The organism is Pseudolactococcus laudensis (assembly GCF_013449735.1).
Classification (GTDB): Bacteria; Bacillota; Bacilli; order Lactobacillales; family Streptococcaceae; genus Pseudolactococcus; species Pseudolactococcus laudensis.
Genome location: NZ_JACBNY010000003.1, coordinates 97,199 through 112,421, shown reverse-complemented (window position 1 = coordinate 112,421; position 15,223 = coordinate 97,199). Strand labels below are relative to the sequence as shown.

Genomic DNA, 15,223 nt, shown 5'->3' with positions numbered 1-15,223 from the left:
TTTGATTAGGTAAGTAGATTAGCCAGAAAACCACTACCATGGATAAGGATGTAAGAATAAAGGTAGATTGGCAAGGGTTTACCAATAAAAATCGTAAATAAGAAGTATTTCCAGGTCATTTTGGTTTGACTTGAGATTAATACCAAGGCATCATCTGGTGCAACTGGCAGCAGAATAGCGATAAAAAACAAAATATCGTATTTCTTTTGTCCTTTATCTACCCATCTCATGTACTTATTATAGTGTTTTTCCTTGATAAAAGTTTTGACGAGGACAGAGCCATAAACACGTCCCATATGAAAAAGGATAATTGAGCCGATGACAATACCAACATAGTTATACAAAAATCCTGTATAAGGGCCAAAAATCATAACGCCCGCCGCGGTCGTAATACCTCCGGGGATAATCGGAATTACGACTTGAATAATTTGTAGACCAATGAAAATGAAAGGGCCTAAGATGTAGTGCGCCATGACTAACTCTGATAGCGCCTGAGGGTCGCGTAAAATATCGATACGATAAAGGTAATAACCGCCAATTAAACAAGCAATAATCCCAAGAATCGAGATAACATTAAAAATTTTCTGGACGATTTTTAAAACCTTTTCATTCATATCCTTCTTTTCCCATCCTGTTTACCTTATACAAAAGTCCTTATTGTCTCTATTTTAATTACTTGTATCAAGTTATTAAGCCAAAATGGTACAAGCCACCGTTTTGGTTGCCACTAAAGGCGAATTGTCGCTTATTATCATTTTGAGAGACTAAGCAGTGATATCTTCTTTACGACTTTTTAAATAAGTCATTTGTTCCTTTGTCCAATCGGGTAATTGCTCTGTAAAGGGCTTAAATCCGATTTTATTGGCCGGATTATTAAAATGAAATCTCCGTTGCACGTGATGTGTTTGCGGCTGTTTTTCAAGAGTTCTCAAACTCAACGAAATTTTTCCGTTAAATTCATCAACATCAATCACTTGTGCTTGACATGTTTGTCCAACTTCGATCACATCATGAATATCTGCAACATACCCTGATTTAATTTCTGAGATATGAATCAAGCCACGATGTTTGCCAAACTTGACAAAGGCCCCGTATTTTTGCAAGCCTGTAATTTCAGCTTTAATAATATCCCCAATTTTTATAGGTTTATCACTCATGGTTTATTTTTTCTCTACATCAATGTTGATGATTTCAACATCATTTTCTGGTTTATCTTGGAAACCTGTTGGTTCTTTTGCAATACGGTCAAGTGTTTCAAAACTTTCAGCATTTGCTAATTGACCAAAAACAGTATGACGGCCATCCAAATGAGGTGTCCCACCAGCTGTATAGATTTCAGCAATTTCTTCTGGCCATCCACCTTTGACAAGAGCAGATTTATCGTAAGGTAAGTTTTCATTTTGAACGATGAAAAATTGGCTGCCATTCGTATTCGGACCAGCATTGGCCATTGAAAGCGCACCACGGATATTGAAGACATTTTCAGAAAACTCATCTTCAAATTTTTCACCATAGATTGATTCACCACCCATGCCTGTACCTGTTGGGTCGCCACCTTGAATCATGAAATCACGGATGATACGGTGGAAAATCACACCATTGTAATAGCCTTTTTCGGCCAATTCAACGAAATTTTTAACTGTTTTAGGTGCAACATCGTCAAATAATTTAACGGTTAAGTCTCCAAGATTAGTGTGAATTGTTGCGACTGTACCAGTATAGTTTTCTAAATCTGTTTGTGGGTAAGTAATTGTCATGTTATTTTTCCTCTTTTAATTTATTATATTTATAAGATATTCAGAGCTTTCAAAGCCTTTTCTATACCGTCATTTTCAACGGTGTCAGTAATGTAATCTGCCATTTCCAAAATTTTCGGGTGGGAAACTTTCATAGCAATGGAAAGCCCACCAAGATCGAATAGTTCAACGTCATTGAGTTCGTCACCAAAGTTCATGACATTGTCAACACTGAGTCCTAATTTATCAAGAACGCGACGAACACCTTCAGCTTTACTACCTGTCATCGGAACAATATCAGATGAATGCTGATGCCAGCGAACCATTCGGACCTGATCTGCCAAATTTTCAGGTAGGACAAGCTGTTCGTCATGCTCAGATAAAGTTAACATTTGATAAACAGCGTGAGTCTGATAAAAATCTGGATCAACTGGTAATTTACCATAGACAGGGGTTATGGCGTTACTCATCAAATTCGTCCATTTAGAGGCAACAACCTGATCTGAACCGTAGAATACATGATCAACATCAGAACCCTCTAACCAAGTAACGAGGTTCGTCACAACAATTTCTGGTAAAGGTTTATCGTAAATGACCTGACCTTTACAATCAACAACATAGGCACCGTTGGCTGTCACAAAAATATCCGGATTAAGCGCACGAATTTCAGGTACGACACCAGATAAATTACGGCCTGTAGCAATTCCTGTTAAAATCCCTTTTTCACGAAGTGCAGCAAAGACTTGTGGCATAGACGCTGGCATATAACCAGTATCTTTCACACGTAGCGTATCATCAATATCAAAAAAAATAATTTTAATATCTTTCGCTCTGTTTAGTAATTTTTCCATATTTTTATTATATCATTTTCAAGCAATTTTGTGCTTAATGGCATATATTGCAGCTTGTGTTCGATCCTCTACTTGTAACTTTGATAAAATATTAGACACATGCGTTTTTACAGTTTTTAGTGAAATATAAAGTTCATCAGCAATTTCTTGATTAGACAAACCCTTAGCAATTTCTTTTAGAACCTCCGATTCACGTGCCGTCAAATCTTCATGTAACTCTGGTTGCGCATGTCGCTTTTCATAAATCTTAGCTCTCACACTGTCCGAAAGAACATCTTGCCCTTCAGCAATTTTGCGAACAGATGCCGCAATTTCATGCGCTTGAGAAGTTTTCAAGATATAACCTTTGACACCTGCTTCAAGCGCTGGGAATATCTTTTCATCATCCAAAAAACTTGTTAAAATTAAAATTTTCGTCTCTGGATTTTCAGATAAAATTGCTTTTGAGGCAGCGATTCCATCCATTTCTTCCATGACCAAGTCCATCAAAATCACATCTGGTCGATGTTGCTTAGCCTTCTGAACACCATCTAAACCATTGACTGCCTCTGCCACGACTGTTAAATCTTCCTGCATATTCAGATAGCTTGATAGTCCTAAACGCACCATTTGGTGATCATCGACAAGCATGACTGTTATTTTTTCCATCTTCATTCCTAACTTATTTTACCTTGGGGATTACGATTTTAACGATAGTACCAGCTCCGGGCGCAGAATTCAACTCAACTGTTCCACCCAAAGAAAGTGTCCGCTCTCTGATGTTTTTCAAACCCTGACTAGCCGTCTTACCAACTGTCGGATCAAACCCAACACCATCATCCTTAACCACAAGTACCAAAGTCCCAGCCGTTTGACTAAAGGAAATATGGATATTTTGTGCTTTGGCATGGCGTAGCGTATTCGACAGCAATTCTTGCGTCATTCGGAAAATGTTGTTTTCGATATTTTTATCGGCCTTAATTTCAGCAATATTAGCTGATATTTTCGCTGATATTTTCGCTTGGAGTTCATCTATTAGTGCATTTAAACCTTCAGTCAAGGTCTTATCTGCCAACTCTGACGGACGTAAATGCAATAGCAATGCCCGCATCTCATCTTGTGCTTCATGCAAAATTTTCAGTGTCAAAGTTGCTTGACTCGTAATTTGTTTTGAAGTCAGATTCGGATTATCGACCACAGACGATAAAATCATCGTCGCCGCAAATAATTCTTGACTGACTGAATCATGCAATTCTCGCGAAATCCGAATGCGTTCCGCCTCAACAATGACTGCCTGTTCTATATTTTGGGTGACAGAGAGATTTTGCAACTCCAGAGACATCTCCTGCATACGCTTAGATAAGCCTTGTAAGATATCGAGTTCTGGTTTTTCGTTATTTAGGATTTTATCAATATCCTGCGTCAAACGTGACTTCTCCTCGCCATATTGCAACAAGAAGAAACTAGCATAGACTAGCGTTAAAACCGCCGAGACAGTTAGGGTGAGCCAAGACGTTTTGACATCAAATAAGTTGATATTCAACAAACTCAAGAGCGCAATAATTGCGCCCAAGGTAATAAGGAACCAAGTGATGAAACTCGCGACAATATTACGTTTTAAAATCATATTGCCTGCCTATCCTTTGACAACTTCAACATTACCACGCCCAACATGAACAGTAATCCGAATACGTTTATCAGATGTGCCAAATTCATCGGTCATATATCTGACATGCTCTGTATTAACCTTGGTAATGTCATCGAAAATCTTGACGACGCCTGAAAGTGCCGTAACATCAAGCATGACAGCAACATCATCAGGTACAATAATCTTTGTACTACCTGAGGCTTTTTTAATCGTCAAATCATTCCCTGTGGATTGAAAAGTCGTACAGCCTAAATCAATGACATCATTACCTGACAAGCGAGACACAGTATTTTCAGATTGGTTATCAAAAATAGCACGACGCTCAAAGCTTGTCTCTTCTGATTTGAAAGCCCTAGGGTCGTTCACTGAGGTGTAGGTCGTGCCTGACGATTTCCAAAAAAGAATCGCAGCAATAACTGGAAAGAGCAAAGCTAACCAAGTATAGCCATTTGCTACAAACATAATCAAAGCAACAACACCAAACCCAATGGCAATTTGTTGTAGGATTTTTTGTACAGTCCATGAGTTTACGCGACTAGAGAGATAGCCTAAAAATAGACCAATCCCAAGAACAATCAGAAAGAATGGATTTCTAACTAGAGAAATCCCCAAGAGCACTAGCAACAAAATTTCTATGATGATAAAAAGCTTAAATTTATTCATACTCCTATTTTACCATTTTAAACGTCAAAAAAATCAGCCATTGGACTGATTTGAGATTATATAAACCCCCAAAATGCTAGAACAAGCACAAATATGCCGACAGCAACATACATATGTTTTGGATTTTTAAATATTTTTACATCCATCGGTTCTATTCTGTTAGTGACACCCCGGTAAATCATCGTTATCCCTAATACTATCTGCAACAGGAAAATAATAATATCTAACATGAAAACTCCTACTTCATTACTGTGTTAATTTATATGAAAATCATCTTAATTCAAATGTAAGCGTTTTACATCTTATATTATAATATTCTATTACTCTGATGTCAAAAATATAACAGAGGACTTTCTCTCAAGAGTACATCAAAAGCCTTCAGTCTATTTTGACTGAAGGCTAAATGTTACAGAATTTTAGTCGTCCATGACGCTAATTTCTGGTTTTTGTGACAGATACTCAGGCACTTTTGTAGCAAATGCTAAAAGTGTTTGGTTCTTATTATGATTTTCTAGTGCTTGCGCATCTGACCATTTTTCAATCATCATAAAGACATTTGGTTCAGTATGTGATTCGAATAAATCGTAAGCAAGACATCCGGCATCAGTTTGGCTGGCTTGGATTAAATTTAAAATATCTTCTAGAAAGTTTTCTCTTTTTTCTAGCTTAATAGTAAATTTAGCATTGACTATTTTCATGGTTATCCCCTTTATTTCTGTTGTCTTAATTATTTGATTAGTCAACAGTTGATCAGTCAATTATATCTCATCACTCTTAAATTGTAAAAAAATTTAACTCTTAAATTCAAAAAAATCTTGTATGTGTCAATATTGATACAAACAGGATTCTTTATTCTCTAAACTTATCTAATCCCCAAAGCAATCCGCGCATAGCGAGACATTTTATCAACAGACCATGCAGGATACCAGACCAACTTCACTTCAGTTTCAGTGACTTCTGGCACTTCTTTCATGGCGTCGTGGATTTGATCTGTCAAAAGATCAGCAAGCGGACAACCCATTGTTGTCAGGGTCATTTGGATCTCAGTTCGGCCGCTATCTTCAAATTCAATCGCATAGACAAGGCCAAGGTTAATAATATCAACCCCTAACTCAGGGTCAATCACGCTCTCAAGTGCTGAGAGGATTCTATCTTTAATTTTTTCTACTTCTTCTGGGGTATAATTTGCCATAATTGGTCACAAACCTTTCCTTACACTTAGTATGTCTATTTTATCAAATTTTAATGACTTTGACAAACATGTTTGACTAGTTGGCTATCTACTCAGGATTTTTATCCCTGACAAGTGTCATGATGAGAATGAAAAAGCACCCAATCCTACCAGATGAGGTGCTTTAGTGTTTTTTGGATACTCTACCGCCCTTTATTATAGCGCGATGTCGAGTATTCTGTCAAATTTCCATTTCACCAGTTTGACTAAAAAAAATCATACTTTATCTTTAGAGAAGAAATAATTCAAACACTTATCAAAATGTGACGCATTCCGACAGAGAAACAGACGGCGATACTTATTCCTCAGCGTTTTAACCACAAGCGTTTGAATGACTGTTTGATCAAGATCAGGTGCTACTGAATATAGCTTAGCGATGAAATTTTTACGATATCTATAACGATTAATATTTGAAATGACAGTCATGAGATCATCTAGTCGCTGGTCACCTGCCAATGCCTCAATCTCTTGCTCAATGGCTTGCGCATCATATCGTCTTTCTTTATGAAGCATATCTTTGAGCCGATTAAACAAGCGTTTAAGCCCATGATCTAGATGTGTACCATCAATACTAATATAGGTATCACGATCTTCATAGATTGTGTAACCATATAAAGTCATTGTTTCGATAAAGGACAGTTTAAAAACTTCACTTTCATCCATTGTTCCGAGTAATTTAAAGACTTGCGGTGATCGTGTTTGCGCAATCAAATCTGAATGTCCCGCCATCCCATCATGGTAACTCACCAACCCTTTAATCACTTCACGAGCCAACTGATCGCCTGCTTCGATCAACTGTTCATTGATCCGACCATATAGCGGATGTGCGTCAGGCAAGGTATCTGCTGACGAGGCATTTATCGGAGCACATTCCAAATCTTCTTTTTCGTGATTAACTAGCACACTCTTATTCCTTTACGCATAATGATAGCAATAGTCTATCATAAATAGGGTATCTTTTCAATGCCATCAAAAAAATGGTACCAGAATCCTGTTACCATTTTCATATATGATTATTGTGTCACCATAACGCGCAAGGTTTCATCAATTTTTTCGGCTGTTTTACGGCCTTCACGAATGCCCCAGATAACGAGGGATGGGCCACGTTTGGCGTCACCTGATACATAGACTTTTTCGTTATTTGTCGTATTGTCATCAAAGATTTGCGTGATGCCGAAGCCTTGGAAGATAGATTGCTCCGCGCCAGTGAAGCCCATAGCAAGGAGGACTAAATCAGCTTTCAAGGTTTCTTCTGTGCCCTCGACTGGCTTGAAGCCTGGACCGACTTGAACGGTATTAATCGCAATTAATTGGCCACGTTCTGCACCGATAAATTCAGTTGTTGATGTTGCATAGCGGGTCAAGTTGATATTACCAGCAGCAATAGCTTCTTCCTGGCCATAACCTTTACGGTCAACCATTGGATATTCAGGCCATGGATTGGCATCCGTCCGTTGAACTGGGAGCTGAGGTGTGATCTCAAGTTGGGTCACACTTGCAGCACCAAGACGGATCGCTGTGCCGATACAGTCATTACCTGTATCACCACCACCGATAACGACAACGTTTTTACCTTCAAGAGATTTACGCATTTTTTTGTCGCCATTGGCAAGGACAATTTTTGTGATGTCTGTTAAGAAATCAACCGCAAATTTCACGCCATTGAGTTCACGACCTGGTACTGGTAAATCGCGTGGAACGCTTGCACCTGTTGCCAAGATCACGCGGTCAAAGTCTGCTTCTAAAGCTTCAAATGAAATGTCTCGACCAATTTCTGTATTGGCAACAAATTCAATCCCAATTTCTGCCATGATGTCGATTCGGCGTTGGACGATGTCTTTGTCAAGCTTCATGTTAGGAATACCATACATGAGCAAGCCACCAAAGCGATCTGAGCGTTCGAATACTGTCACATTATGTCCCAGTTGGTTCAACTGCCAAGCTGCAGAAAGTCCTGCAGGGCCAGAGCCAACAACGGCAATTCTGAAGTCGGTCCGTTCTTTTGGACGACCACTGTCTGCTACCCAACCTTGTTCAAAGGCATTATCGATGATGAAGCGTTCATTATCATGAATGGCAACACCGTCACCATTGAGAGCTTCTGTACAGCCTTTTTCACATGGGGCAGGACAGACACGACCTGTCATTTCTGGCAGTGGATTTGTCCGTGACAAACGGTCAAACGCTTTTTTAAATTCACCACGGTAGACAAGGTCATTCCACTCAGGAATCAAGTTGTCGTTTGGACAGCCTGAAACTGCGCGACCGCCACCATAAAATTCACCAGCGTGACAGAAAGGTATCCCACATCCCATACAGCGGGCTGCTTGTTCTTGTCGTTCATCCACTTCAAGTGGGACTTGTAATTCTTCAAAGTCCAAGACACGCTCAGCAACAGAACGGTAAGGATTATCCTTACGTTTATATTTCATAAAGCCAAATGGATCTGCCATATTATTTGCCCCCTACTTTAATTAGTTCAGCTTTTTCAGCTGCAGGTGTCCGCATTGCTTTCTCAAATGTTTCCATTTCAAGTTCGCTTCCGGTCAAGCCTGTTTGTGCCAAATGGTATTCGATTTCCTTAATTTCATGGAATTCTCTCGGATAAACTTTTACAAATTTATCAACAGCATTGTCCCAATCCGCGAGCAAGGCTTTTGCTTTTTCAGAATCAGTATAGGTTGCATGATTTTCAACCATTTCTTTCAGGACTTCATCACCACGTGTTTGACCGACTTTATATAAGTCAACCATTTCCATGTTAACTTTTTCTGCAAAATCGCCCTTTGCGTCATAGACGTAGGCAACACCGCCGCTCATACCAGCAGCGAAGTTTTGACCTGTACTGCCAAGGATTACGGCTAAACCACCTGTCATGTACTCACAACCGTGTTCGCCAACACCTTCGACAACGACTTTAGCTCCTGAGTTCCGAACGCAGAAACGCTCACCTGCACGGCCACGGAAGTAGGCTTCCCCACGAACTGCACCAAACAAGGACACATTTCCGACAATCGGAGAAGCTTCAACATTGAAGCCTGCATCAACTGGTGGTTTCACAATGACACGACCACCTGATAGTGATTTGGCGATGTAGTCATTGGCTTCACCAATCAAAGTGATTTCCATCCCTTGTGTTGCAAAAGAAGCAAAGGATTGACCAGCGATACCCGTATATTCATATTTCAGCAAGCCTGGTTCAAGTGCATAGTTACCGTAGCGTTCTGCAATCCAGCCGGCCATACGAGCTCCTGCTGTCCGTGTCACATTGTTAATCGTTTCTTTAACGGTCACACCAGTGCCACTATCAATGGCAGCTTTGGCAAAGCCGTCAAGTTCTTGCCATTGACGTTCTTCAATAAATGGATCGACCACTTTACGTTCAATCGGCATGGTTGTTCCAATGATGCGACTGAAATCAAGCGACTTAGCTTTGCCTTTTGCGATAAACTTAGGTTTCAAGACTTCGGCATGACCAATCATTTCATCTACTGAACGGAAACCAAGGTCAGCCATGATTTCACGGAGTTCTTGTGCTAGAAATTTCATGCCATTGACAACGTGTTCTGGCTTGCCAGCAAAATGGGCACGTAGCTCAGGATTTTGGGTTGCGACACCAACTGGACAGGTATTCAATGAACAAACACGCATCATGACACAGCCAACAGCCACCAAGGCAAGTGAGGCAAATGAATATTCCTCAGCACCTAATAGAGCAGCAACTGCGATGTCACGACCTGTCATCAACTTCCCATCCGTTTCAAGGGTCATCCGTTGACGCAAGTTATTCATCGTCAAGGTTTGATGTGCTTCAGCAAGTCCCATCTCCCACGGCAATCCAGCATCACGCGCTGAGTTCCTTGGTGAGGCACCCGTTCCGCCATCATAACCAGAGATGACGACTTTATCTGCACCAGCTTTGACACAACCAGTCGCGATCGTCCCAACACCTGTAGATGAAACGAGTTTCACGTTGATTTTCGCATAAGGATTAATGGCCTTGAGGTCATAAATCAATTGTGCCAAATCTTCGATTGAGTAGATATCATGGTGAGGTGGAGGAGAAATCAAGGTCACACCTGGCGTTGAACCGCGGATTTCTGCAACCCATGGAAAGGCTTTACCACCTGGTAACTGACCACCTTCTCCTGGTTTAGCACCTTGGGCTAATTTAATTTGTAATTCTTCGGCGCTCATCAGGTATTCAGCATTAACACCAAAACGACCTGAGGCAACTTGTTTGATTTTAGAGTTGAGGTTGGTGCCGTCCGCTTGTTTATAGAAACGTGCACGGTTTTCACCACCCTCGCCTGAGTTAGACTTAGCGCCAATCGAGTTCATGGCAGCAGCAATCGTTTCATGGGCTTCTTTTGAAAGCGACCCAAAACTCATAGCCCCTACTTTGAAGCGTTTGACGATATTTTCAACCGGTTCAACTTCTGATAAAGCAACTGGTGTACGCTCCCCTTTTAATTCCCAAATATGACGGAGATTTGATGGCGTTTCGTCAGCTTCCAAATCAAGCTCAGCTGAATACGCCTTATACAAGTCATAATCGCCTTGACGAACCGCTTTTTGGAAGTTGTAAATCGTCAATGGATTAAAGATATGGTGTTCGCCATCCGCTTTAAACTGGAATGACCCACCAGATGGCAAGGTTTCGTGACTGCGGTGACCATAGGCAAATTCGTAGCGCTCTAGGTACTCAGCTTCGATTTGATTCAGCGTCAAACCACTAATCCGTGTTACTGTGCCACGGAAATATTTGTCAACAACAGCATCGGAAAGACCAACTGTTTCAAAGAGCTGTGCACCTTTGTAACCAGAGACAGTCGAAATTCCCATCCGGCTCATGACCTTGATAATACCTTTTTCAGCTGCTTGACGGAAAGACTCAGCCTTATCAGACATACTGTAGTCTTTCAAGGTTTCATAAGCGCCATACGGGTGAATCGCACTCGCACCATACCCAACGATTGTCGCAAAATGATGGACTTCATTCACTTCCGCTGTATCCACTACGATTGAGAACTGGCTGCCTTTTCCTTTTTCGACCATGTAGTTGTATAAACCAGACGTCGCAAGCAAGATTGGCATTGGCATCAAGCCTTCTTTTTGATCACGATCACTTAGGATAATGATGCTAGCACCTTTATCAACTGCTGCTTCGACCACTTTAAACATATCGACTAAGGCATGTTCCAAACGGTTTGGTGTATCTTTCGTCACGTCATATAAAGTTGAAATCGTTTGGGCTTGGTGTTTTTGATCTGATAGTGCTGCTATTTTTTCGAAGTCTTCAGTCGTTAAAACTGGACTATCGAGTTTGAGTTTCACACAGTTTTCGTCATGATCTACACGCAAATCACCATCGCGACCCAGATAGACTTCTGTTCCGACAACGATTTTTTCACGAATGGCATCAATCGGTGGATTGGTAACTTGGGCAAACTGTTGTTTGAAGTAAGTAAATAGAGATTGATTTTTTTGTGATAGGACAGCAAGCGGGCTGTCATACCCCATAGCAATGACTGGCTCTTGACCATTTTCTGCCATAGGGACAATCACGGTTCTGATCACTTCTTCTGTATAGCCAAAGAGTTTGTGCATAGTTTGACGCTCTTCTTCAGAAATAGCATCAAAGGCTACTTTTTCTGTTAGGTCATCAATATGAAGCAAATTGTTGTCTAACCATTTTTCATAAGGGAATTGCGCGGCATAATGTTTTTTAACTTCTTCATTACGGAGGATCTTACCGTTAACAGTATCAACGAGCATCATGTTACCAGGGCCAAGCACGCCTTTTTCGACAACACGACTAGGTTCGAAGTCTACGACACCAGACTCTGATGAACAGACGATAAAGTTATCTTTGGTGATGCTGTAACGACTTGGACGCAAACCATTACGGTCAAGACGGGCACCTACGGTATCACCATCTGTAAAGACTAGCGCTGCTGGACCGTCCCACGGTGCCATAAAGGAAGAGGTATACTCGTAAAACGATGTTAATTCTGGCGATAAGCCAGCTTCTTTGCCCCAAGCCTCTGGTATCATCATCAAAAGCGCATGAGGCATCTCACGACCATTGCGGTAGAGGTACTCCATACAGTTTTCGAGCTTGGCCGAATCGGAGTTTTCTTCATTATATATCTCGATTTTGTGCGAGGTCATCCAGTTTTCAGCGCCACGCAAGGTGTTGATTTCACCGTTGTGGGCGAGGAAACGAAAAGGTTGCGCACGGTCCCATGACGGGAAGGTATTAGTTGAGAAACGTGAGTGTGTCAAGGCTATCGTTGATTTGAAGGCAGGGTCTGACAAGTCAGGGTAGAACGTCCGGACTTGGAAAGCATGGAGCATGCCTTTATAAACGATTGTTTTACTTGAAAGTGAGCTGATGAACATCTCAGACGTCGCAAATGTTTTCTCAAGTTTACGACGGAGGCGATAGAGTCTATCTTCAAAATCGCGACCGCTTTTGCTATCAGTTGGTTTTGAAATGATGAATTGAACAAAAGAAGGCATGATAGCTTGCGCACCTGGACCGCAGTTATCAAAATTAAAAGGCACATCACGTGTCATTAAGATTTGGTAGCCATCAGCTTGCATTTCATTACGAATTGATTTGCAAAGGGCTGCTTTTTTATCCGATGCTTTAGGTAAGAAAAACTGACCCACGGCGTAGTCACCTGAGTTTGGTAAAGTGATATTATTTTCTGTTGCAATTTTTGTAAAAAATTCATGTGGCATGGCAAAAAGTGCACCGGCACCATCACCAGTATCAGGTTCTGCTCCTGTACCGCCACGGTGATTCATGCGTTCTAAGATTGTCATCGCATAATCAACTAGCTCGTGAGTCGGTTTACCATCTATTTGGGCAATAAAGCCCATACCGCAGGCATCAGACTCAAAAGACTGATCCCACAAAGTTTGCCGTCTAGCTTGTAATTTATCCATTCAATCATCCTCTCGCAGATAATGTCAAACATCTTTTACTTTTGTAAAATTATCTGACAAAAGATATAGGAATATTCTACCAAAAAAAATTGAAAATGACAAGTGAATTTTCAGAAAATTCATTATTTTTGATAGCACTGATAAAGGGATAAAAAGAAAACGCATCATTTTGAAACGTTCTCTTTCAGTTGATTTATTTTTCTGGAATACTGTCACACGTCAGACGATTTCTAGCTTAAAGTAAGAAAATCAATTCGTTAGCCATTAACTTCTTGCTTAGTTTTAAGAAAGGCTTTGGCGTTCTGATTCACAGCTTTTAAATCAATGCCTTGTTGTTTTGCTGCAAAAACGCAACCACAGTAACATTGGCGATAAATGTCATATTCTCGGCACATTTGGACAGATCGTTCATAGCCTTTATTCTTCTTAAAATCACTCGGCAAGTATTTGACGGTGTAAATTTTCTGAGCATCTAGTCCAATTTCGTTGATCAGTTGGCTGTCTTTTTGTGGTGACAAGGTGAGGGCGCTACCGAAATAATCATAACCTAAGGCGACTGCTTTTTCTGCCACTAAATCCAATCGGAATTGAAAACATGCGCTGCACCTTAAACCTTTTTCAGGCTCATCTTGTAGTTCACGCGCCATGACCATTCGGATAAAATCATTTGGTCGGTAATCTTCTTCGAGGAAGGCGACATTTTGATTGGTGCGCTGATTGAAATCGTGGACGAAGGCTTTTTGGACGAGGGCGCGGCGTCTGTACTCGGCCTCTGGGTGGATATTTGAGTTGGCGAAGTAGATTGTCACGTCGGCATAGTTGCTCAGAAATTCCAGTGTATAGGTACTACAAGGCGCACAGCAGGAATGGATGATGAGTTTTGGACGTACTTTCTCTGTCTGCCAGGTTTGAATCATCTGGCGCAAAATCTTGTCGTAGTTGACTTTTTGATTTTTTGTTTTGTCTAGTAACTGCTCTGAATCAATCATTTTTTCTGCTCTCTCGTTATTTGGTGATTTCTAGAGACTATTTTACCATAGTTTTGGTGTGGATTTTAGATTATTTAATGAATTAACTTGAGTTACTTTTCACTTCATCACTAATTTGGTTTTCGGACTAGTCTATATCTTCACCCTTTATCAGTCCTGATAAATATAAATACATATCACTTTCTTTTTCTTCCTTTGACAGTTCAGTCAAACATTTTTGAGCAAATGACCTCATCTCATCAGTTGAGATATCCAATTTATTTAATAATAGTTCTACTATAAATTGCAAACCTAATTTTTCTATTTCTAACTGTCTAATTCTATTTTCTAAATCTTGCATAAATACTCCTTTTTTATTTAATTATAGCATGATTGAAAAGTTCATTCTTATTTTGGCTAATAATTCTTTATTACTAAATAGAATATAAGAAAACCCCTTAATCAAATAAGGAGCCCAAAAATTATCGTCATTTTGTTAATACAAACAGACTAGTATACAAAAAAAAACATTTTAAAACTACTTTTGAATTTCATACATGAAAGAATCTTCATTTAACAGATTTTTTAAAATCGGTGAAAAACTGATCCTTTTGATAAGCTGAACTATCTGAGTGACATAAAATCAAAATTCCAAGACATCAAAAAAACCCTTATCAAATAAGGGTTCCTGACCGACAAATTAACGACGGATTTCTTTAATACGAGCTGCTTTACCTTGAAGGGCACGCAAGTAGTAAAGTTTCGCACGACGGACTTTACCGTAACGTACCACTTCGATTTGTTCAACACGTGGTGTGTGGATTGGGAAGATACGTTCTACACCAACACCGTTTGAAATTTTACGAACTGTATAAGTTTCTGAGATGCCTTGACCTTTACGGGCAATTACAACACCTTCGAAAATTTGGACACGTTCCCGAGTTCCTTCGACAACTTTAGCGTGAACACGCACAGAGTCACCAGGACGGAAAGCAGGGATGTCACTGCGAAGTTGACCTTCATTGATAGCTTCGATTAATGGATTCATTATTATTCTCCTATTCTACTCATCTTAAGACTTACCTAAGTATTCGTGCCCTTGGCACACGCCTCAGCGGATGAGCGGTTTGTATGCGTCCATTACGCACCTATCCATTATACCAGAATACCTTGATTATTCAAGCATTTTT

General features: G+C 40.3%; 16 protein-coding genes. All 16 read right to left on the bottom strand.

Going from position 1 to position 15,223, the window contains the following annotated elements; genetic code table 11:
- Nucleotides 1-5: 5 nt before the first annotated feature.
- A complete protein-coding gene (locus tag HZR21_RS03210; RefSeq protein ID WP_003136969.1) occupies nt 6-614 on the bottom strand; it encodes a TVP38/TMEM64 family protein in 609 nt (202 codons plus the stop codon).
- A gap of 150 nt (nt 615-764) precedes the next feature.
- Complete coding sequence (locus HZR21_RS03205) at nt 765-1,157, bottom strand: CvfD/Ygs/GSP13 family RNA-binding post-transcriptional regulator (protein ID WP_180746336.1); 393 nt, start codon at nt 1,155-1,157, stop codon at nt 765-767.
- Between the two features lie 3 nt (nt 1,158-1,160).
- Nucleotides 1,161-1,751: a peptidylprolyl isomerase gene (locus HZR21_RS03200; protein ID WP_310592545.1), complete on the bottom strand. Its 591-nt coding sequence runs from the start codon at nt 1,749-1,751 to the stop codon at nt 1,161-1,163.
- A 35-nt stretch (nt 1,752-1,786) separates the two neighbouring features.
- The gene (locus HZR21_RS03195; protein WP_180746332.1) at nt 1,787-2,587 is read right to left on the bottom strand and encodes a Cof-type HAD-IIB family hydrolase; all 801 of its coding nucleotides are present in this window, start codon (nt 2,585-2,587) and stop codon (nt 1,787-1,789) included.
- An 18-nt stretch (nt 2,588-2,605) separates the two neighbouring features.
- On the bottom strand, nt 2,606-3,235 hold the full coding sequence (locus tag HZR21_RS03190; protein ID WP_180746330.1) for a response regulator: 630 nt from the start codon (nt 3,233-3,235) through the stop codon (nt 2,606-2,608).
- A gap of 13 nt (nt 3,236-3,248) precedes the next feature.
- Nucleotides 3,249-4,193 (bottom strand): sensor histidine kinase, encoded by a 945-nt coding sequence (locus HZR21_RS03185; RefSeq protein WP_180746328.1) that lies wholly within the window; start codon nt 4,191-4,193, stop codon nt 3,249-3,251.
- 9 nt (nt 4,194-4,202) lie between these two features.
- Nucleotides 4,203-4,877, bottom strand: a complete 675-nt coding sequence (gene liaF, locus HZR21_RS03180) for a cell wall-active antibiotics response protein LiaF (RefSeq protein WP_180746326.1) — start codon at nt 4,875-4,877, stop codon at nt 4,203-4,205.
- A 56-nt stretch (nt 4,878-4,933) separates the two neighbouring features.
- Complete coding sequence (locus tag HZR21_RS03175) at nt 4,934-5,107, bottom strand: hypothetical protein (protein ID WP_180746324.1); 174 nt, start codon at nt 5,105-5,107, stop codon at nt 4,934-4,936.
- A gap of 186 nt (nt 5,108-5,293) precedes the next feature.
- Nucleotides 5,294-5,575 (bottom strand): putative quinol monooxygenase, encoded by a 282-nt coding sequence (locus tag HZR21_RS03170; protein WP_180746322.1) that lies wholly within the window; start codon nt 5,573-5,575, stop codon nt 5,294-5,296.
- A 164-nt stretch (nt 5,576-5,739) separates the two neighbouring features.
- The gene (locus HZR21_RS03165) at nt 5,740-6,069 is read right to left on the bottom strand and encodes a metal-sulfur cluster assembly factor (protein WP_003136980.1); all 330 of its coding nucleotides are present in this window, start codon (nt 6,067-6,069) and stop codon (nt 5,740-5,742) included.
- A 255-nt stretch (nt 6,070-6,324) separates the two neighbouring features.
- A complete protein-coding gene (locus HZR21_RS03160) occupies nt 6,325-7,011 on the bottom strand; it encodes a hypothetical protein (protein ID WP_180746319.1) in 687 nt (228 codons plus the stop codon).
- A gap of 110 nt (nt 7,012-7,121) precedes the next feature.
- Complete coding sequence (locus tag HZR21_RS03155) at nt 7,122-8,561, bottom strand: glutamate synthase subunit beta (RefSeq protein WP_180746317.1); 1,440 nt, start codon at nt 8,559-8,561, stop codon at nt 7,122-7,124.
- A 1-nt stretch (nt 8,562) separates the two neighbouring features.
- Nucleotides 8,563-13,065 (bottom strand): glutamate synthase large subunit, encoded by a 4,503-nt coding sequence (gene gltB / locus HZR21_RS03150; protein ID WP_180746315.1) that lies wholly within the window; start codon nt 13,063-13,065, stop codon nt 8,563-8,565.
- A 257-nt stretch (nt 13,066-13,322) separates the two neighbouring features.
- The gene (locus HZR21_RS03145) at nt 13,323-14,054 is read right to left on the bottom strand and encodes an epoxyqueuosine reductase QueH (RefSeq protein ID WP_180746313.1); all 732 of its coding nucleotides are present in this window, start codon (nt 14,052-14,054) and stop codon (nt 13,323-13,325) included.
- Nucleotides 14,055-14,181: 127 nt separating this feature from the next.
- Nucleotides 14,182-14,394: a hypothetical protein gene (locus HZR21_RS03140; protein WP_180746311.1), complete on the bottom strand. Its 213-nt coding sequence runs from the start codon at nt 14,392-14,394 to the stop codon at nt 14,182-14,184.
- Between the two features lie 339 nt (nt 14,395-14,733).
- The gene (rplS, locus tag HZR21_RS03135) at nt 14,734-15,081 is read right to left on the bottom strand and encodes a 50S ribosomal protein L19 (protein WP_003136991.1); all 348 of its coding nucleotides are present in this window, start codon (nt 15,079-15,081) and stop codon (nt 14,734-14,736) included.
- Nucleotides 15,082-15,223 lie beyond the last annotated feature (142 nt).